The 20,182-nt window shown below is 65.7% G+C and carries 16 protein-coding genes and 1 tRNA gene; 12 read left to right on the forward strand and 5 right to left on the reverse strand.

Annotated elements, in window-relative coordinates:
* Positions 1–174: 174 nt before the first annotated feature.
* Complete coding sequence (locus tag F3J15_RS10485; RefSeq protein ID WP_166890513.1) at positions 175–1,350, reverse strand: acyltransferase; 1,176 nt, start codon at positions 1,348–1,350, stop codon at positions 175–177.
* A gap of 217 nt (positions 1,351–1,567) precedes the next feature.
* On the opposite strand from F3J15_RS10485, the gene F3J15_RS10490 reads away from it, so the two are divergent.
* Both F3J15_RS10490 and galU read left to right on the forward strand, forming a co-directional pair.
* The gene (locus tag F3J15_RS10490) at positions 1,568–1,711 is read left to right on the forward strand and encodes a hypothetical protein (protein WP_006479318.1); all 144 of its coding nucleotides are present in this window, start codon (positions 1,568–1,570) and stop codon (positions 1,709–1,711) included.
* Positions 1,712–1,941: 230 nt separating this feature from the next.
* Positions 1,942–2,829, forward strand: a complete 888-nt coding sequence (gene galU, locus F3J15_RS10495; protein ID WP_011548079.1) for a UTP--glucose-1-phosphate uridylyltransferase GalU — start codon at positions 1,942–1,944, stop codon at positions 2,827–2,829.
* 393 nt (positions 2,830–3,222) lie between these two features.
* Here galU and F3J15_RS10500 read toward each other — a convergent pair whose 3' ends face one another.
* Entirely contained in the window at positions 3,223–4,341 is a 1,119-nt protein-coding gene (locus tag F3J15_RS10500) for an acyltransferase (RefSeq protein ID WP_166890515.1), read from the reverse strand.
* A gap of 257 nt (positions 4,342–4,598) precedes the next feature.
* Here F3J15_RS10500 and F3J15_RS10505 point away from each other — a divergent pair, with 257 nt between their 5' ends.
* Positions 4,599–5,048 carry an HU family DNA-binding protein gene (locus tag F3J15_RS10505; protein WP_011355701.1) on the forward strand — a complete coding sequence of 150 codons (450 nt, stop codon included), beginning with the start codon at positions 4,599–4,601 and terminating at the stop codon, positions 5,046–5,048.
* 281 nt (positions 5,049–5,329) lie between these two features.
* Positions 5,330–6,121, forward strand: a complete 792-nt coding sequence (locus tag F3J15_RS10510; RefSeq protein WP_166890519.1) for an AadA family aminoglycoside 3''-O-nucleotidyltransferase — start codon at positions 5,330–5,332, stop codon at positions 6,119–6,121.
* 148 nt (positions 6,122–6,269) lie between these two features.
* Here the strand turns inward: F3J15_RS10510 and F3J15_RS10515 are convergent, their stop codons facing one another.
* The 3 genes from F3J15_RS10515 to F3J15_RS10525 form a co-directional block, all read right to left on the reverse strand.
* Positions 6,270–6,743 carry a VOC family protein gene (locus F3J15_RS10515; RefSeq protein WP_089447405.1) on the reverse strand — a complete coding sequence of 158 codons (474 nt, stop codon included), beginning with the start codon at positions 6,741–6,743 and terminating at the stop codon, positions 6,270–6,272.
* A gap of 389 nt (positions 6,744–7,132) precedes the next feature.
* On the reverse strand, positions 7,133–8,290 hold the full coding sequence (locus F3J15_RS10520; protein WP_166890522.1) for a porin: 1,158 nt from the start codon (positions 8,288–8,290) through the stop codon (positions 7,133–7,135).
* Between the two features lie 418 nt (positions 8,291–8,708).
* On the reverse strand, positions 8,709–9,662 hold the full coding sequence (locus tag F3J15_RS10525; protein ID WP_166890525.1) for a YihY/virulence factor BrkB family protein: 954 nt from the start codon (positions 9,660–9,662) through the stop codon (positions 8,709–8,711).
* A 142-nt stretch (positions 9,663–9,804) separates the two neighbouring features.
* Between F3J15_RS10525 and fdnG the strand changes: the two genes are divergently transcribed.
* From fdnG to F3J15_RS10565, 8 genes are all read left to right on the forward strand, one after another.
* A complete protein-coding gene (gene fdnG, locus F3J15_RS10530; protein ID WP_166890528.1) occupies positions 9,805–12,876 on the forward strand; it encodes a formate dehydrogenase-N subunit alpha in 3,072 nt (1,023 codons plus the stop codon).
* 10 nt (positions 12,877–12,886) lie between these two features.
* Positions 12,887–13,801 carry a formate dehydrogenase subunit beta gene (gene fdxH, locus F3J15_RS10535; RefSeq protein ID WP_166890531.1) on the forward strand — a complete coding sequence of 305 codons (915 nt, stop codon included), beginning with the start codon at positions 12,887–12,889 and terminating at the stop codon, positions 13,799–13,801.
* Entirely contained in the window at positions 13,798–14,424 is a 627-nt protein-coding gene (locus F3J15_RS10540; protein WP_021162866.1) for a formate dehydrogenase subunit gamma, read from the forward strand. The genes fdxH and F3J15_RS10540 overlap by 4 nt, the downstream gene beginning before the upstream one ends.
* A gap of 390 nt (positions 14,425–14,814) precedes the next feature.
* Positions 14,815–15,750, forward strand: coding sequence for a formate dehydrogenase accessory protein FdhE (gene fdhE / locus F3J15_RS10545; protein ID WP_174945113.1), 936 nt, complete (start codon positions 14,815–14,817; stop codon positions 15,748–15,750).
* A 73-nt stretch (positions 15,751–15,823) separates the two neighbouring features.
* A complete protein-coding gene (gene selA / locus F3J15_RS10550; protein WP_069251175.1) occupies positions 15,824–17,263 on the forward strand; it encodes an L-seryl-tRNA(Sec) selenium transferase in 1,440 nt (479 codons plus the stop codon).
* Entirely contained in the window at positions 17,260–19,185 is a 1,926-nt protein-coding gene (selB, locus tag F3J15_RS10555; protein WP_166890534.1) for a selenocysteine-specific translation elongation factor, read from the forward strand. Before selA ends, selB begins: the two co-directional genes overlap by 4 nt.
* 32 nt (positions 19,186–19,217) lie before the next feature.
* Positions 19,218–19,313 (forward strand) — tRNA-Sec (locus F3J15_RS10560).
* A 56-nt stretch (positions 19,314–19,369) separates the two neighbouring features.
* Positions 19,370–20,125 carry a Fic family protein gene (locus F3J15_RS10565; RefSeq protein WP_166890537.1) on the forward strand — a complete coding sequence of 252 codons (756 nt, stop codon included), beginning with the start codon at positions 19,370–19,372 and terminating at the stop codon, positions 20,123–20,125.
* Positions 20,126–20,182: the final 57 nt, after the last annotated feature.

Below are 20,182 nucleotides of genomic sequence, written 5' to 3' on the forward strand. Positions count from 1 at the left end.
AGGCAGCTTGCGTGGAGAAAATCGGTCGGAGACGGCCTGTGCGGGTCGTGGCGCCGTCGCACGCCGGAGGGCTACCCCATCCCGCCAACCCGGCTTGCCGGCGCGCTCAGGCCATGAAAAAGCCCCCGCGCAGCGTACCGCCGCGCGAGGGCTCGGGAAAGCGTTCCGGCCGGGTCAGACGGCCCGTTCGGGTGCCGCCGAAACGACCCGGGCAGGGCGAGCCGGCTTGAAGCTGGCCGACCACGTCATCGCGGGCCGTTCGAACATCCGGTAGAACACATACGCGACCGGGATCGCGGCGGCCATGAACGCGAACGAAGGCCAGATCGACAGCTGCAGCTCGGAATGGAACAGCACCGAGCCGAGGCAGACGAACAGCGGCAGGTGGATCAGGTACAGCGAGTAGCTGAAGTCGCCGAACCAGCTCAGCACGCGCAGCGGCGGCGTCGGGCGTGGCGGACGGGCGAGCGCGCGGTACAGGAAGCACGCGAAGCCGGCCGACCACAGCTGGAATGCGCCGTACTGGCCGAAATGGAACGCGCCGCAGCCGGCGGCCAGCAGCACGGCGGCCGCACCGTACCACGCGCGCGACGGCACGGCGGCCGCGCCGCGTGCCGGCTGCGCGCGCACGTCGGCGATCCACGCGCCGATCGTCCAGGACAGCCAGTACGACGTGAAGAACTGCAGGTCGTGCCGTTCGAGCAGCCACGCCGACGCGACGTTGACGAGCGCGACCGCGGCCACGACAGCCGGCATGCCGATGCGCCGGCGGATCGCGAACAGCAGCGGGTAGATCGCGTAGAACTGCACTTCGAGCGACAGCGTCCACAGCGCGCCGTTCGACCCGTACGTGTAGCCGGCGACGCCCTGCAGCGAGAACAGGTTCACGAGGAACGCGACGAGGCCGACGTCGCGGATCTTGTGGCTGACGGGCTCGATCTGCAGGCTGACCGAGTCGAGTGCGAGCGTAAACAGCAGCGCGGCCAGCAGCACCGGGTAGATGCGCGCGAACCGGCGCACCCAGAAGTTCGGCGCGTCGAGCCGGTACGCGGGATCGGCCGCGAGCTTGAGCGCCGCGTTGCGGTGGATGCAGTAGCCGCTGATCACGAAGAAGATCGGCACGCCGGCGGAGCCCCACGCGAACGGGAAGGTCAGGTAGCCGGCGATCGCGCTCGGGGTGAGCGCATGGCCGTAAGCCTGATGGAAGCTTTGCATGCCGACCCAGACGACCTGGCGGCAGTGGAAATAGGCGACGAGCAGCGCCGCGAAGCCGCGCATCGCGTCGATCACGTGTTCCTTGTGATCGGCGACGGGCGGCGCGGTCAGAGACGATCCGCTGAAAGCTTGCATGCGATTCGATTCCTTGCGACGGATGGACGGGAAGTTTCATCCAATCGTAATGCGCAAGAATTCGATCAATGAATAAAAAAATCTCGCCGGGAAATATCGGAATTCCACATCATGGTTTTATCGCGCTCGGAAAGCGGTTCCGCGAGGCGGGTCAATTATTTACCGATTTTTTTCTGATAGTTTGAAGCTCCAGTTGATTGATGCAAGGAGCGGCAAGATGGACATGCATTGGATCGCGAGCGCTGCAGTACTGCTGGTCATGGCCGTGCTGTCGGCGTACCGTGAGGCGCTGAAGAACGAACCGATTCGCCCGGGTCTCGAACGGGGCGGCGTGCCCTATATCGAGGAATTCGAATCGTAAGAATTTGTATCCGGAAAATCGGTAATTTGTTTCTGCCCCGGCACTCGGTTCGGCAATATCGACCGGGTTGAAACGATTATATTTTTTTTGGAATCATTGGGCAATCAGTCCATATCGAAAATGAGCGGAGTCGAATTGGCAGTACCGTCGATTCTCGATATGCCGTTCGGAACACAATCGCGCCGGGTCGCTGGTCGACGCGGCGCAGTCAACGCAATCAGGATGCGAACATGTTGAAAGTCACCAAGGCCGTGTTCCCCGTTGCCGGTCTCGGCACGCGGTTCCTCCCGGCAACGAAGGCGAGCCCGAAGGAAATGTTGCCCGTCGTCGACAAGCCGCTGATCCAGTACGCGGTCGAGGAAGCGATCAACGCAGGTATCACCGAGATGATCTTCGTCACCGGGCGCAGCAAGCGCGCGATCGAGGATCATTTCGACAAGTCGTACGAGATCGAGGCCGAACTCGAGGCGCGCGGCAAGGAAAAGCTGCTCGAACTGGTGCGCGGCATCAAGCCGAGCCATGTGAACTGCTTCTACGTGCGCCAGCCGGAAGCGCTCGGCCTCGGCCACGCGGTGCTGTGCGCGGAGAAGCTGGTGCACGGCGAGCCGTTCGCGGTGATTCTCGCCGACGACCTGCTGCACGGCGAACAGCCGGTGCTCAAGCAGCTCGTCGACGTGTTCGACCACTATCACAGCTCGGTGATCGGGGTCGAGACGATCCCGCGCGAGGACAGCCGCTCGTACGGCGTCGTCGAAGGCCGCGAATGGGAAGAGGACATCATCAAGCTGTCGGGCATCATCGAGAAGCCGGCGCCGGAAGATGCGCCGTCGAATCTCGGCGTGGTCGGCCGCTACGTATTCATGCCGACGATCTTCGATCACCTGCGCAAGCTCAAGCCGGGTGCCGGCGGCGAGCTGCAGCTGACCGATGCCGTCCAGTCGCTGCTCGCGAACGAGCAGGTGCTCGCGTATCGCTACTACGGCACGCGCTTCGACTGCGGCAGCAAGATCGGCTATCTCAAGGCCACCGTCGAGCTCGCGCTCCAGCATCCGGAAGTGAGCCGCGAATTCGAGGCCTACCTGCGTACCTGCTTGCCCGCGCTGGCTGCTGTCGCCTAAGCAGTCGCGCGCTCCGTTGTTTCAGGTGGTGGTTGTTCCGTTGGCCCCGGCCGCTCGCGCGCCGGGGCTTTTTTGCGTGTGTGGGGGCGCCAGTGCACGGTCGGCGTGCGCGCCGTCGGCGTGTATGTCGTGGCGGACCGGCTTCAGGGTCGGCGCTGCGTGCGGAGCGGGGCGCTCCTGCGAGGACGGACGTCACGGCTGAAACCGGTGCCGCGGCGAGGGCCCTGATGACGGGGGCGGCGGTTCGGTTGCGCGACGCACATCGACGTTCGTGACCGCATCGGATCGGCCGGCGCCGGTCGATGACGCAACGGCTCGCTCGCCGCGCGTCGGCTTCCGGGCGTGGCCGGAATCGCGGTTTTCAGTTCAACCGTTGCCGCGTCCGTGCCGCGTTCAACGCGCCGACGGGGTCGGCCGCGCGACGAAACGCCGGGCCAGCATCGCGGCGACCGGCTTCTTGAAATCGAGCAGCCGCTTTTCGAGATAGCGCCAGGACAGGTGCGCGAGCAGCACGGCGAGCGCGAACTGCAGCAGTTCGGGTAGCGTGTCGCGGACGATTTCAGGGATGGCCACGTGCGCGACGTGCGCGGGCAGCACGCCGAAACGCGCCGGAATCAGGTTGTGGAACAGGTAGAAGCCGTAGCTGATCGTGCCGAGATAGGCGAGCGGCGCCCAGTCGAGCAGCGCCACGACCGGATGCTCGGGTTCGCTGACGATCCACAGCAGCAGCGCGCCGAGCGACGCGGACAGGCCGAGATCCGCGAGCCCCGCGATCGTGTCGGGCAAGGTCGTGCATGCAGGCAGCACGAGGAAGAACGCAACGCCGGCCGCGCCGAGCCAGCCGGGCGGCACGCGGCGCACGGCGGCCGCACCGCGGTCGGCGAGCGCCATCGCGCCGACGCCGCCGAGCGCGATCAGCGCGAAATTCCACGGGGAAAACGCATAGATCAGCACCGGCGACGCGTCGTACCGGTAGAGCGCGAGATGTGCGAGCGCGCACAGTACGATGGCCGCGATGCCGAGCGCGACGTGTCGCGCGGCGGGCACCGCGAGCAACGCGAGCGGTGCGATCAGATAGAACTGCTGTTCAACCGCGAGGCTCCAGAAGTGCGACGTGGAGCCCGGCCAGCCGTCCTTGACGGCACCGATCCAGTAATTCGACAGGAACACCGCGTGCCACGCGAGCCCGAGATTGACGCCGCGCTGGTAGAACAGCGCGTGCGCGATCGCGAGCGCGGCGAGCAGCAGGTAATACACGGGAAAGATCCGCAGCGCGCGCTTCGCGAGGAACAGCGCGAGCGCATGGCGGCGCGTCATGGTGCCGCGCTCGACCGCCTGGCGGTTGCGATGCAGCTCGCCGACGATCAGGAATCCGCTGATGAGGAAAAACGTCCACACGCCAAGCTTGCCGACGTCGACGGCAAGGACGTGGCCCTTGTGGGACAGGAAAACGAGGATGACGGCGAGGGCTCGCAGGCCGTCGAGTCCTTTGACGTATCTGGCTTCGCGCATGGAGGCATCCGGGCATTGAGCGAGCCCAGTATAGGTGCGCAAATATCGAACGTAATTCGCATTCGGGTGCCTACGTGAAGGCGTTTTTTGATGCTGGAGCGTCGATGAAATCGGTCACACGCAAAAAAACCTGCGGGAAACCCCGCGAAAACGCATAAAAGTACTGCACGAAGCGTCACGGCGCTTGTAGAATCCGGCGTTGAAGCGCGCGCGTTGCACGCTTCGTGTATCCAACGACCACACCTGGTAGGAGAAACATGGCGACTTCCGCAAAAAAGGTGGCCAAGAAGGCTGCCGCACCCGCCACCAAGAAAGTGGCTGCCAAAAAGGCTGCGCCCGCGAAGAAAGTAGTGGCCAAGAAGGTTGTCGCGAAGGCGGCACCGGCCGCTCCGACGCCGCTGAAGGACAAGTTCACGAAGGCATCGCTCGCAACGCACATCGCTGAGCGCGCAGCTGTCGAAGTGAAGGCTGTCAAGGCAGTGCTCGTCGCACTCGAGAACGTCGTGCTGGGCTCGGTCCACAAGAAGGGCGCGGGCGAGTTCACGCTGCCGGGTCTGCTGAAGATCACGGCGCAAGTCGTGCCGGCGAAGAAGAAGCGCTTCGGCAAGGATCCGTTCACGGGCGAAGAGCGTTGGTTCCCGGCGAAGCCGGCCAGCGTGCGCGTGAAGGCACGTGCGCTGAAGAAGCTGAAGGACGCGGCGGCGTAATGCCGCGCAGCGGTTGCCGAATGCGAATGCATGTCGGCAGCCGTTGCGATGTCCGACGATCCCCGTACGCGAAAGCGTGCGGGGATTTTTATTGCGCTGCGCAAATCGCGCGGCAGCCACGCAGCGACATGGCGGAAGGTACGGTTCGACGCGTGACGCACGACGGAAGACGCGCCGCGCACGCGCGATGACGAACGGCAATCCTCTGTGCGCTTGCAGATCCGCCGCTGCCCGTCGTGCTCGCTGTGAGGGTTGCGTGCGCATTGCGAGGCACACGCATCGTGACTGAAACCATTCCCGACGAAATCGCCGCCCAGGTCGCCGCCGCGTGCGACACGATCGAGCGGCATCTCGGCGCGACGCTGAAGGCAATCCACCTGTTCGGATCGGCGCTCGACGGCGGATTGAAGCCGCGCAGCGACGTCGACGTACTGGTGACGGTGTCGGCGCGGCCCGACGAATCGACGCGGCACGCACTGATGCTCGACCTGCTCGCCGTGTCGGCGCCGCCCGGTCGCGCCGACGGCGTGCGTGCACTGGAAGTGACCGTCGTCGCGTACGATGAAGTCGTGCCGTGGCGTCACCCGGCGCGGCGCGAACTGCAGTTCGGCGAGTGGCTGCGTCACGACCTCGAGGCCGGCATCGTCGAACCGGCGCTCGTCGATCACGATCTGGCGATCCTGTTGACGAAGGTGCGGCAGCACAGTGTCGTACTGGCCGGCCCGCCCGCGGCGGCGCTTTTCGAGCAAGTGCCCGTACGGGATTTTGTCGCCGCGCTGCTGGCGACGGTTGCGCAGTGGAATGCCGAACCGGACTGGCGCGGCGACGCGTGCAACGTGGTGCTCGCGCTCGCGCGCATCTGGTACAGCGCCGCGACCGGCAGGATCGCGCCGAAGGACGTCGCGGCGACATGGGTGCTGGAACGCATGCCGGAAGCCTACCGGCCGGTTGTCGCGGCGGCGCGTGCCGCCTATCTCGGCGGCGAGGAGGATGCGGCGATCCTGTCGGGCGAACCCCTCGCCGCATTCATCGGCTACGCGCGGCGAACGGTCGAATCGATGCTGTCGACGTAGCGGCGGATGCCGCGCACGTGGCCGGCTTGGGGGCGACGCCGATGAAGATCGTCGGCATTGGCGCGGCAGTCGCACGCGCATGCGGTCGAGCCGGAAGCCAGTCGGCGACCCGGCGCGTCGTCGCGCATGCGCCGTGCGACGTGCTTCGTCAGCCCGCCGTACCCGCGTAGGCGGCTTTCAGCGCGGCGTCGTCGAGCTTGATCATCTGCATCATCGCCGCGGCCACGCGTGTGGCCTTGACCGTGTCCCGGTCGGACATCATCGGAATCAGCGTTTCCGGAACGATCTGCCACGACACGCCGTAGCGGTCTCTCAGCCAGCCGCAGGCGTCGGCCGTGCCGCCGTTGTCGAGCAGGGCGTTCCAGTAGCGGTCGAGTTCCGCCTGGTCGGCGCAACTGACCAGCAGCGAGATCGCATGGTTGAACGTATCGGTGCGCGGGTGGCTCATCGCGAAGAACGGTTGCCCGAACAGCTCGAACTCGACCATCCGCGTGCCGTCGGTGCCGGGCACCGTCGTGACGCGCACGATGCGCGAATCCGGAAAGATGCCCGCATAGAAGGCGGCGGCTTCTTCTGCTTCCGCCGCGTACCAGAGGAAAGGCGTGATCTTCTGAATCGTCATGGCGTATCTCCTGTCTGTATGGGTCGGGGCGCAAATCGCGTGCCGACCTCGATACGACGGATGAGGAGCGTCGAAATCGACACGCGGGGGCGAACGGCCGTCGCATCGGAGCCGTGGCACCGACAGTGCGCATGGTAGTCGTGCAGCGCGCGCACAGCGAGTGAACCTGGTGTCAGGAAATCGCGTTCCAGGCGCATTGCAGCCGCCAGGCGCCGCTGCTGGCCAACCGACGTGCATCGGGTGCCCGGGCATCGGCCGCCGGCCGGTGCAGGCCATGTCGGCCCGCTGGCGACAGACGAAAAAAAGCCAGCCACGGCCGAAACCGATGACTGGCTTTCCAGGTCGGCGGCAAGGCGTCGGAGACGCCGTGCACACCGGATACTTCGTTTTTAGAACTTGTGACGAAGGCCGAGAGCGACCAGTTCTTGGGACTTCGTGCCGGCGATGCCGTACGAGCCCACCGAAGCTTGCGCTGCCGACGTCGTGCCGTCTGCGTTGAGTTGCGTGCCGCTCGCGTGCTGGTAAGCGCCGACCAGATAGATGTCCGTGCGCTTCGACAGCGAGTAGTCGCCGCCCAGCGAAACCTGATGGTACTTGGCGTTCGTGTTGCCGCTCGCCTTCGTGTACGAGTAGCCGAGGCCCAGCAGCAGCGGCGGCGTGACCTGATACGTCACGAACCCGCGGCCCGTGTTGTATTTTTCGGTCGAACCGAAACCCGACGACGCGTCCGGCTTGTACTGTGCATTGCTGTAACCGAGGCCGAACGTCACCGGGCCGAATGCGTACTGGCCTGCAACTTGCGCGATGCCGATCGACTTCGCCGACACGTAACCCGCGTTGATCGGACCGTCGACGATATTGTCCGACGTCGTCGAACCCCAGCCTGCGCGCGCGCCGGCTGCCGGCGTCGGGTTGTTCGCGTAGAAGTAGCCAGCAGCAACGCCGACCGGGCCGTTGTTGTAAGCGGCCGCGACCGACCAGGTTTGGCCAGCGCCCGTCTTGCCAGCGACGCCGCCGAGAGCGTACATGCCTTCGACCTGGAAGCCAGCGAACACCGGCGACGTGTACTTGATTGCGTTGCTGACGCGCAGGCTGTTGTCGTTGTTGTCGACGTCGCCCGGCGTTGCGAACACGCTGCCGAAGTAGTTGTCAGCCGTCACGCCCTGGACCAGGTCGACGATCGGATCATATTGGCGGCCGAGCGTCAGCGTGCCGTACTGATCGCTTTGCAGGCCGACGAAGGCCTGGCGACCGAACATCCGCTTGCCTTGGCCCAGTGCGCCCGACGTCGAGTCGAAACCGTTTTCCAACTGGAAGATCGCCTTCAGGCCGCCACCGAGGTCTTCTGCGCCCTTGAGGCCGAAGCGGCTGCCTTGCAGGTTGCCGCTACCCATCGACCACGCGTTGTTACCTTGACCGTTGTTACCGTGAACATAGGTGATCGACGTGTCGATCACGCCGTACAGCGTGACGCTCGATTGGGCCTGTGCGGCACCAGCGGCGCCCAGCAGGGCGAGCGAGAGGGTCGAGAGAGCAAGTTTCTTCATCGTTGAGATTCTCCACGCAAGTGATTCATCGTTATTTGTTGCGGATTGGAGAATAGCTCAGTGCCATACACGCAAGAAAGCTTAAAAAATAAAGTGTCTCGAAAAGGTAACAGCGGGAAAAAGTCCATATATATCAAGCACATCAACGACTGTTCCTGTTTTTGAAATAGTTGACATTTGCTGCGCCGCGATTGTTTCAGTAGTTGACGCACCGTGCGGCAAATCCCCTGTTTCGGCGCGTGGCAGCAAGGAAACGAGGGTGTGCAAACGTTTGCGATTGCAGGTGTGCCTACGCCGACGTGTAAAGCGCGCGTCAACGCCGCGCGAATGAGCGGCCGACGACGGGGTTGCGTAGGGACAGGGGGTGTGCGGGGCGCGTGGAATCGATGCGCGGTGCGTTCTGCGCCGGGCAGGTCGTTCAGTCTTCGCGCGGGCGATTGTCGGCGCGGCCGGGCTGGGTGGGTTGAGCTGCGTCGCCGGACGTGGCAGGCGACGGGTTCGTGGCCTGCCGATGCGCGTTGCCGCGGGCTGCCGCGAATTCCGCGCCGAGCAGCAGCACGATCGCGGAGAAGTACAGCCACATCAGCAGGACCGCGAACGATCCGGCTGCGCCGAATGCACTTGCGGTGCCCGCACGCGCGAGGTACAGCGCGAACAGCTTCTTGCCGCCGGAGAACAGGATCGCGGACACGATGCCGCCGATCGCGGCGTCGCGCCATGCGACGCGCGCATCGGGCAGGAACTTCATCAACGACGCGAACGCGCCCGCGAGCACCGCGATGCCGACGAAGAACTGCACGAGGTTCGTGACGACCACGTACGGCGAATCGCCCAGCAGCCAGGTGCCGACGAACGTGATCGCGGTGTCGAGCACGAGCGACACGATCAGCAGGAACGCGACGCCGAGCACGAGCCCGAACGAGATCAGCCGCACGCGCACGAGCCCGAGCATGCTCGACCAGCGGTTCTCGGTGGCCGGCCAGATCACGCTGAGCGCGGCGCTGAGCGACGCGAAGGTGGCCGACGCGCCGATCGCGAGCGCGGCGAACGAGATCAGGGTTGCCAGGCCGCCGCGCTCGCCCGCGCGGTGCGCGTTCTGCACGATCGTCTGGATGCTGGCCGCCGCGTCGTCGCCGATCAGCTGGTGCGCCTGTTCGAACACCTGGCCGCGCGCGGCATCGTCGCCGTAGAACCAGCCGGCCACGGCAATCACCATCACGAGCATCGGCGCGAGCGAGAACGCGGAGAAAAAGGCGATGCCCGCGGCCATCGCGGAGCAGCGGTCGGACGAGAAGCGCTTGAACGCGGTGAGGGCCCAGTTGGCCTGTTGTTGCGCGAGACGGGTGGCTTCGGAGGTGATCTGTCGTTTCATGACGTTTCGGTGGCGCGGGGAACGCGGATCATCGCGGGTAATCAGACAATTCAGTATTGATCCGAAGATTCGAACATAGTTGCGCGAACTGTCTATAATTCCTTTCAGTTTCCTCACCCCCACAATAACGCCGAGACCAGCCATGCTACAAATGTCACGGCGCCAGTTCCTGAAGGTGACGGCAACGTCGCTTGCCGGATCGAGTCTAGCCCTGATGGGCTTCTCTCCATCCGAAGCGCTCGCCGAAGTCCGACAGTACAAGCTGGCGCGCACCGTCGAAACGCGCAACACCTGTCCTTACTGCTCAGTGGGTTGCGGCATCCTGATGTACAGCCTCGGAGACGGCGCGAAAAACGCCCAGCCGAGCATCATCCACATCGAAGGCGATCCCGACCATCCCGTCAATCGCGGCACGCTGTGCCCGAAGGGCGCGAGCCTGATCGACTTCATCCACAGCCCGAGCCGTCTGACGCACCCCGAGTATCGTGCACCCGGCTCGGACAAGTGGGAACCGATTTCGTGGAATGACGCGCTCGACCGCATCGCGAAGCTGATGAAGGCCGACCGCGACGCGAACTTCGTCGAGACGGCGGAAGACGGTGCGAAGGTCAACCGATGGCTGACCACCGGCATGCTGGCGGCGTCGGCGGGCAGCAACGAGGTCGGCTACCTGACGCACAAGACTATCCGCAGTCTCGGGATGCTCGCATTCGACAATCAGGCGCGTGTCTGACATGGCCCGACGGTGGCAGGTCTTGCCCCGACGTTTGGCCGTGGAGCGATGACGAACCATTGGGTCGACATCAAGAACGCGGACGTGATTCTCGTGATGGGCGGCAATGCAGCCGAGGCCCATCCGTGCGGTTTCAAGTGGGTAACGGAGGCGAAGGCGCACCGCAAGGCGCGGCTGATCGTCGTCGACCCGCGCTTTACGCGTACGGCCTCGGTGGCCGACTACTACGCGCCGATCCGCACCGGCACCGACATCGTCTTCCTGGGCGGCGTCATCAACTATCTGCTGACGAACGACAAGATCCAGCATGAGTACGTGAAGAACTACACGGACTTCTCGTTCATCGTGCGCGAGGATTTCGCGTTCAACGACGGCATCTATTCCGGCTACGACGCGGAGAAGCACGCGTACCCGGACAAATCGAGCTGGGACTACGAGCGCGGCGACGACGGCTTCGTGAAGGTCGATCCGACGCTGCAGCATCCGCGTTGCGTGTACAACCTGCTGAAGCAGCACTACGCGCGCTATACGCCGGACATGGTCCAGCAGACGTGCGGCACGCCGAAGGAGAAGTTCCTGAAGGTGTGCGAGATGCTCGCGACCACCGCCGTTCCCGGCCGCGCCGGCACGATCCTGTACGCGCTCGGCTGGACGCACCACTCGATCGGCGCGCAGATGATCCGCACCGGCGCGATGGTGCAGTTGCTGCTCGGCAACATCGGTATCGCCGGCGGCGGGATGAACGCGCTGCGCGGCCACTCGAACATCCAGGGGTTGACCGACCTCGGGCTGATGTCGAACCTGCTGCCGGGCTACATGACGCTGCCGATGCAATCCGAGCAGGATTTCGACGGCTACATCAAGAAGCGCGTGCAGCTGCCGCTGCGGCCGAACCAGTTGAGCTACTGGAAGAACTACAAGGCCTTCCACGTGAGCTTCATGAAGTCCTGGTGGGGCGACGCGGCGACCGCCGAGAACAACTGGGGCTACGACTACCTGCCGAAGCTCGACAAGCAGTACGACCTGCTGCAGGTGATCGAGCTGATGAATGCCGGCAAGATGAACGGCTACATCTGCCAGGGCTTCAACCCGCTTGCGGCGTCGCCGTCGAAGGTGAAGACGGCGGCCGGCCTCGCGAAGCTGAAGTGGCTCGTGATCATGGATCCGCTCGCGACCGAAACTTCCGAGTTCTGGAAGCATCACGGCGACTACAACGACGTCGATTCGTCGAAGATCCAGACCGAGGTGTTCCGTTTGCCGACCACGTGCTTTGCGGAGGAAAACGGCTCGCTCGTGAGTTCGAGCCGCGTGCTGCAATGGCACTGGAAGGGCGCGGAGCCGCCGGGCGAGGCGCGCAGCGACCTCGAGATCATGTCGGGGCTGTTCCTGCGCATGCGCAAGATGTACCAGACGGACGGCGGCAAGTACCCGGATCCGATCGTCAACCTGACCTGGCCGTACGCGAACCCGGAAAGCCCGACGCCCGAAGAGCTCGCGATGGAGTTCAACGGGAAGGCGCTCGCCGATCTGCCCGATCCGAAGGATCCGGCCAAGACGCTCGTGAAGAAGGGCGAGCAGTTGGCCGCGTTCGCACAGTTGAAGGACGACGGCACGACCGCGAGCGGCTGCTGGATCTTCTGCGGTGCCTGGACGCAGGCCGGCAACCAGATGGGGCGGCGCGACAACTCCGACCCGACCGGCATCGGCCAGACGCTGAACTGGGCGTGGGCGTGGCCGGCGAACCGGCGGATCCTGTACAACCGCGCGTCGTGCGACGTCGCCGGCAAGCCGTTCGACCCGACCCGCAAGCTGATCGGCTGGAACGGCAGCGCGTGGAAGGGGGCCGACATTCCCGACTTCAAGGCTGACGAATCGCCCGAGAACGGGATGGGGCCGTTCATCATGAACCCGGAAGGTGTCGCACGCTTCTTCGCGCGCGCGGGGATGAACGAAGGTCCGTTCCCCGAGCACTACGAGCCGTTCGAGACGCCGCTCGACGCGAACCCGCTGCACCCGAACAACCCGCAGGCGCTGAACAACCCGGCTGCCCGCGTGTTCCCGGACGACCGCGCGTCGTTCGGCAAGGTGGCGGATTTCCCGCACGTGGCGACGACGTACCGGCTGACCGAGCACTTCCACTACTGGACCAAGCATGCGCGGCTGAACTCGATCATCCAGCCCGAGCAATTCGTCGAGATCGGCGAAGACCTCGCGAAGGAAGTCGGCGTCGCGCATGGCGAGCGCGTGAAGGTGTCGTCCAAGCGCGGCTACATCATCGCGGTCGCCCTCGTCACGAAGCGGATCAAGCCGCTGACGGTCGACGGCAAGAAGGTCCAGACGGTCGGCGTCCCGTTGCACTGGGGCTTCAAGGGTCTGACGAAGCCCGGCTATCTCGCCAATACCCTGACTCCGTCCGTGGGTGACGGCAACTCCTATACACCGGAATTCAAGTCGTTCCTGGTGAAGGTCGAAAAGGCGTAAGGGGAAAGAGATGGCATTGCAATCGCTGGATATCAAGCGCGTCTCGGCCACCACGACGCCACCGCCCACGGTGCGCGAACCGGTGACCGGGAGCGTCGCGAAGCTGATCGACGTATCGAAGTGCATCGGCTGCAAGGCATGCCAGACGGCGTGCATGGAGTGGAACGACCTGCGTGACGAGGTCGGCACCAACGTCGGCGTGTACGACAACCCGGCCGACCTGACCGAGCATTCGTGGACGGTGATGCGGTTCTCCGAATACGAGAACCCGGCCGGTGACCTCGAGTGGCTGATCCGCAAGGACGGCTGCATGCACTGCGAGGATCCGGGGTGCCTGAAGGCGTGTCCGTCGCCGGGCGCGATCGTGCAGTACAACAACGGGATCGTCGATTTCCACGAGGAGAACTGCATCGGTTGCGGCTATTGCGTGACCGGCTGCCCGTTCAACGTTCCGCGGATCTCGAAGAAGGATCATCGCGCGTACAAGTGCACGCTCTGTTCCGACCGCGTCGCGGTCGGCCAGGAACCGGCCTGCGTGAAGACCTGCCCGACGGGCGCGATCGTGTTCGGCACCAAGGAGGACATGAAGCAGCACGCGGCCGAGCGGATCGAGGACCTGAAGGAGCGCGGCTTCGAGCATGCGGGGCTGTACGACCCGCAGGGCGTCGGCGGCACGCACGTGATGTACGTGCTGCACCACGCGGACAAGCCGTCGCTGTACCACGGGCTGCCCGACAACCCGTCGATCAGCCCGATGGTGAAGCTGTGGAAGGGCATCGCGAAGCCGCTCGCGGTGGCCGGCCTCGCGCTGACCGCGCTCGCCGGGTTCTTCCACTACGTCCGCGTCGGTCCGAACGAGGTGAGCGACGAAGAGGAGCAAGCCGCGCGCGACGAGGCGCGACGCATCAAGGAGGACGCGAAATGAACCACGACGACCCCAACCTGATCGTCCGCTACACGCCGAACGAGCGCACGAACCACTGGATCACCGCGATCACGTTCGTGCTGCTCGCGCTGTCCGGGCTCGCGCTGTTTCATCCGTCGATGTTCTGGCTGACTGCGCTGTTCGGCGGCGGCCAGTGGACGCGGATCCTGCATCCGTTCGTCGGCCTCGTGATGTTCGTGTCGTTCGCGATCCTGGTGGTGCGCTTCTGGCACCACAACGCGCTCGACGCGGACGATCGGCAGTGGCTCAAGCAGATCGGCGACGTGCTGACCAACCAGGAAGACAAGCTGCCGCCAGTCGGGCGCTATAACGCCGGGCAGAAGCTGCTATTCTTTACGTTGGTCGCGTGCCTGCTGCTGCTCCTGCTGTCGGGAGTCGTGATCTGGCGGCGTTACTTCTCGTTCTACTTCCCGATCGGGGTGATCCGCGCGGCCGCTGTCGTGCATGCCGTGGCGGCCTTCGTGCTGATCGCGAGCATCATCGTGCACATTTACGCGGCGTTGTGGGTGAAGGGCTCGATCGGCGCGATGGTGCGCGGCACCGTCACGCTGGGCTGGGCTCGCAAGCATCACCCGAAGTGGTTCCGTGAAAGCGTGAAGTGACGCACCGGAGCGGGGCGGCTCGCCGATCGAGGCGAGTTGCCCCGTCAGCCGTCGGAACCGCCTGAAGCGCCGACCTGTCGGCGCTTGTTTGGGGTCTGTTTGCGCATGGAACGCGCATGCGAATGCCCGAAATCGCTCGCAGGGCAAGGAGTGAGGAGCGCCGTTTGGCCGAGCCAAACAAGAGACGAACGACGCCGCCATGTGGGCGATTTCGGGCATTCCCGTGGACTATATTTTTAAATTTGGGGTTGCCACGAGACGGGCCGCTCGCTGCGTTGCGCTCCTTGCGAATACGTCAGTATTCGCGGCGTCGCGCGTCTTGCCAGCGGCCCGTCTCGTGGCAACGCATGCGCGTTCCATGCGCAAACAGACCCCTTGGAAGATATATTTGTGACACAACGCATTCTCGAACCGACCGAGATCTCGGCACTCGATCATTCGGCCATCCCGCGCTTTCGCCTGCCGGAGCGCGCCACCGCGTTCTCGGCGCGCGCCGCGCGGCTGCGCAAGCTGGCCGACCTGAACCCGATCAGCGGCTACCTGCGGCTGATGGCCACCGTCGCCGATGCGCAGCACGCGACGCTGCAGACGCTCGAACTGCCGCTGCCGTCGAAGGAAGCGATTGCGCGTGCGCAGGCGCATTCGATGCCGCTCGTGCCGGCGCTCGACGGCGAGCGCGATCCGCGCTGGCGTGCCGTGCTGTACGAACTGCTCGACCGCGTCGAAGGCGCCGGGCTCGTCAACCCGCAACTCGCGAAGCTGCTCGACCGGCTGCGCCTGATGGCGCCCGCCGAACTCGACGCGCAAGCCGACGCGATCCTCGCGCTGCGTTTCGCCGAAGTCGACCCGGCTACCGCGCCGTTCCTGATGGCCGCGCTGCAGGTCGTCTGGACGGACCTCGCCAGCCGCGTGGCGCCGGCCGACGTCCCGTATCTCGACCAGCCGGGCCTGTGCCCCGTGTGCGGCACGCATCCGGTCGCGAGCGTCGTGCGGGTCGGCGGCCAGTACCAGGGCTACCGTTTCCTGCAATGCGGGCTGTGCACGACCGAGTGGCACATGGTGCGCACGAAGTGCTCGCACTGCGATTCGACGAAAGGCATCGCGTATCACGGGATCGAGGGCGGCAGCGAAGCCGTCAAGGCCGAATCGTGCGACGAGTGCAAGACCTATCGCAAAATCGGCTATCAGGACAAGGACTACGAGTTCGAGCCGCTGGCGGACGATCTCGCGAGTCTCACGCTCGACCTGCTGATGAACGAAGCCGGCTACCAGCGCAGTTCACCGAACCCGCTGCTGTGGCCGGATGTTTCGCGGGACGCGAATTGACGGCACGGGCCGGGGCGGTGCGCGAGCATCGGCGCCGGCCCGCTGCGAAGCATGAGACTGGAGCCACCACTACGTGACCGAACCGGGTGTGAATGAACTGAATGCGGTGCTGGCGCGCGTGCCGTCCGTCGAGCGCGTGCTGTCGTCGGCGCCGCTGCAACCGCTCATCGCGGACTTTGGCCGCACGCGCGTGCTGAACGCCGTGCGTGCCGAGCTCGAACGCTGGCGTACCGCCGCGCAACACGATCCGGCGGCGGCCGAGCCGCTCGACGAGCCGCGCATTGCCGCGGCCGTCGCGCGCACGCTGGCCGCGCAGAGCGCGGGCGCGGTGCGCGCCGTGTTCAACCTGACCGGCACCGTGCTGCACACGAACCTCGGGCGCGCACTGTTGCCCGACGACGCGGTGCGCGCGGTGGTCGACGTGCTGACGCGGCCGGTCAACCTCGAATTCGATCTCGCCACGGGCCGCCGCGGCGATCGCGACGACCTGATCGACGATCTGCTGTGCGAACTGACGGGCGCGGAAGCCGCGACCGTCGTCAACAACAACGCGGCGGCCGTGCTGCTGGCGCTGTCGGCGCTGGCGACGAAACGGGAAGTCGTCGTGTCGCGCGGCGAGCTGGTCGAGATCGGCGGTGCATTCCGCATTCCCGACATCATGAGCCGTGCGGGCGCCAGGCTGCGCGAGGTCGGCACCACCAACCGCACCCATCTGCGCGACTACGCGGAGGCGATCGGCCCGCGCACCGCGCTGCTGATGAAGGTGCACTGCAGCAACTACGCGATCAGCGGCTTCACGAAGGAGGCGACGCTCGCCGAACTCGCGCCGCTCGCGCGCGAGCACGGGCTGCCGGTGGCCGTCGATCTCGGCAGCGGCACGCTCGCCGACCTGTCGCAATGGGGCCTGCCGCACGAGACGACCGTGCAGGAAACCGTCGCCGCCGGCGCAAACGTTGTCACGTTCAGCGGCGACAAGCTGCTCGGCGGGCCGCAGGCCGGCCTGATCGTCGGCGATCGCGCGCTGATCGCGAAGATCAAGAAACATCCGCTCAAGCGCGCGCTGCGCGTCGGCAAGCTGACGCTTGCGGCGCTCGAGCCGGTGCTGCGCCTCTACCAGTCACCCGAATTCCTGCGTGACCGGCTCACGACGCTGCGGCTGCTGACGCGCCCACAGCGCGAGATCGCCGAGGCCGCCGAACGCGTGCGTCCGGTGCTGCAGGCCGCGCTCGGCAGCGGTTTCGGCGTGACGGTCGAGCCGATGTTCAGCCAGATCGGCAGCGGCGCGCTGCCGGTCGACCAGTTGCCGAGCGCAGGGCTTGTCGTACGCACGGCGGACGGCAAGCGCGGCGGCCGTGCACTGGCGCAGCTCGAGAAACGGCTGCGCGAATGGCCGCGCCCGGTGATCGGTCGCGTCGCCGACAATGCACTGCGGCTCGACCTGCGCTGCCTCGAAGCCGCCGACGAGGCGGTATTCGTCGCGCAATGCGTGCCGCTCGCGGGGCCTGCTGCATGATCGTCGGTACCGCTGGACACATCGACCACGGCAAGACGACGCTGGCGCGTGCGCTGACGGGCGTCGACACCGATCGCCTGAAGGAAGAGAAGGCGCGCGGCATCTCGATCGAGCTCGGTTACGCGTATACGCCGCTCGACAACGGCGACGTGCTCGGCCTGATCGACGTGCCGGGCCATGAGAAGCTGATCCATACGATGGCGGCCGGCGCATGCGGGATCGACTTCGCGCTGCTCGTGATCGCCGCCGACGACGGCGTGATGCCGCAGACGCGCGAGCATCTCGCGATCCTGCAGCTGCTCGGCGTCACGCATGGCGCCGTCGCGTTGACGAAGTGCGATCGCGTCGACGTCGCGCGCGTGGCCGAAGTGCGCGACGAGATCGCCACGTGGCTGAACGACTCGACGCTGGCCGGCGTGCCGATTTTCGAAACGCGTGCGACGGCGGCGGACGATTCCGGCGTCGCCGCGTTGAAGCGTTATCTGGCGGACGCGGCGATCGCGTGGCGCGCCCGCCGCGATGACGGGCTGTTCCGGCTCGCGGTCGATCGCGTGTTCACGCTCGCGGGGCAAGGCACCGTCGTGACGGGCACCGCGTTCGCGGGCCGCGTCGCGACCGGCGACACGCTCGCGATCGTGCGCACGGGCGGCGCGGCGCGCGTGCGCAGCATCCATGCGCAGAACCGGCCGGTCGAGGCCGGCCGCGCGGGCGAGCGTTGCGCGCTGAATCTGGCCGGGATCGACAAGGCCGATGTCGAGCGAGGCGACACCGTCGCCGATGCGCGGCTCGTCGCGACGTCGCCGCGTCTCGACGTCGACCTGACGCTGTTCGAGGATGCGGGGCTCACGCTGACGCACTGGGCGCCGCTGCACGTGCATCTCGGCACGCTGCATCGCGTTGCGCATGTCGCTCTGCTCGACGGCGATACGCTCGCGGCCGGCCAGCGGATGCGCGTGCAACTGGTATTCGACGAGCCGGTGTTTGCGCTGCCGGGCGACCGGTTCATCGTCCGCAATCCGCAGGCGACGCGCACGGTCGGCGGCGGCCGCGTGCTCGATCCGTTCGGGCCGGCGCGCAAGCGTCGTACGCCTCAGCGCCGCGCATGGCTCGACGCGCTGGCCGAATGGCTCGACGAAGCGCGTCTCGATGCGTTGCTCGCGCAGGCGCCGCTCGGCATCCCGCGCGCGATGCTCACGCATCTGACGGGTTTCGCGCCGAATGCGCTGGCGCTGCCGGAAGACGTGCTGGCGATCGGGCAGCGCGACGCCGCGTCGAACGACGGCGCGGTGATTGCCCAGGCGAACTGGCGCGCGCTGCAGACGCAGGCGATCGATACGCTGCGCGCGTATCACGAGCGTATGCCCGACGAGCAGGGGCTCGACGCCGCGCGGTTGCGGCGGATGTCAGCGCCGCTCGCCGGCGATGCGCTGTGGCGCGCGCTCGTCGATGCGCTGGTGGCGGGCGGCGAAGTCGCGCGAAGCGGGCCGTGGCTGCACCTGCCGTCGCATTCGGTGAACCTCGAGCCGCGTGAAGAGGCGCTGGCGCAGTACCTGCTGCCGCTGCTTCATGCGGGGCGCTTCGATCCGCCCTGGGTGCGCGACCTGGCCCGCGACACGGGTGCGGCCGAGGACGCGGTGCGCGCCTTGCTGCGCAAGCTCGCGCGGCGCGGCGACGTGCACCAGGTCGTGCGCGACCTGTTCTATCACGCGGACGTGGTGCGCGAGCTGGCGGAACTGGTCGCGCATCTTGCGCCGTCGCGCGCCGGCGGGCTCGATGCCGCGACGTTCCGCGATGCGACGGGGCTCGGTCGCAAGCGCGCGATCCAGATTCTCGAGTTCTTCGACCGGGTTGGGTATACTCGCTTCCACCGCGATCTTCACTTCCTGCGGCCTGACAGCGGTTGGGCGGGTATTCAGGCGTAGGCGCTCGTTGTTCTTTTGGTTCTTTTCCCCACGGAAGGCATTCGTATCCGGTGGTACGGCTGGACTTCAAATCCAGTTGGGGGTGTCAGACACTCCCGGGTAGGTTCGACTCCTGCTGCCTTCCGCCATTCGCCATTCCCGACGCGGAGCAAAATGGCGCGCATTGGTCGATTTTGGTGATTTCATGAATTCGTCCATATCGCTTCTGCTGGAAGCCGTCGATGCCGACAAGGCAAAGCTGGACGCGGCGCGTCCGCTTCCGCCGCACACGCTGGCGTCTTTGCGCGAAAAGCTGATGCTGGAGTGGACTTACCATTCGAATGCGATCGAAGGCAATACGCTGACGCTGCGGGAAACGAAGGTTGTACTCGAAGGTATTACGGTCGGCGGAAAGTCGCTGCGCGAGCATTTCGAGGCCACCAATCATCGCGACGCGATTCTCTATGTCGAAGAAATCGTCGGCAAGCAGGAGACGCCGTCCGAGCGGCAGATCCGGAATATTCACGGGCTGGTATTGAAGAGGATCGACGACGGCGAGGCTGGCAGGTATCGCCGGGAGAACGTCGTGATCGCAGGCGCAAGCACGACGCCCCCGGATTTCCTGCATTTGCCGGCTGAAATGGCCACGCTCATCGATTGGGATACGCAGGCGGGAGCAATGCATCCCGTGGCACGGGCTGCCGAACTGCATACGCGGTTTATGAACATCCATCCGTTTGTCGACGGCAATGGAAGAACGGGGCGGCTGCTGCTGAATTTCGAACTGATGAAGTCTGGCTATCCGCCCGCGGTCCTTCGCAAGGAAGACCGGCGGGCTTACTACGATACGCTGGACGAGGCGTGCACAACCGGCGACTACAGCGGTATTACGCGCCTGGTGGCCGAGTCTGTGCAGCGCTCGCTCGATGCTTACCTCGGCGTGCTTGGGTTGCGCACTTAGCGGACCATTCCGAGGGCTTGTCAGGCTGGCTCAATCACTGAGGCGTCCTGTCTGGGC

The organism is Burkholderia sp. Ap-955 (assembly GCF_011753045.1).
Taxonomy (GTDB): domain Bacteria; phylum Pseudomonadota; class Gammaproteobacteria; order Burkholderiales; family Burkholderiaceae; genus Burkholderia; species Burkholderia lata_D.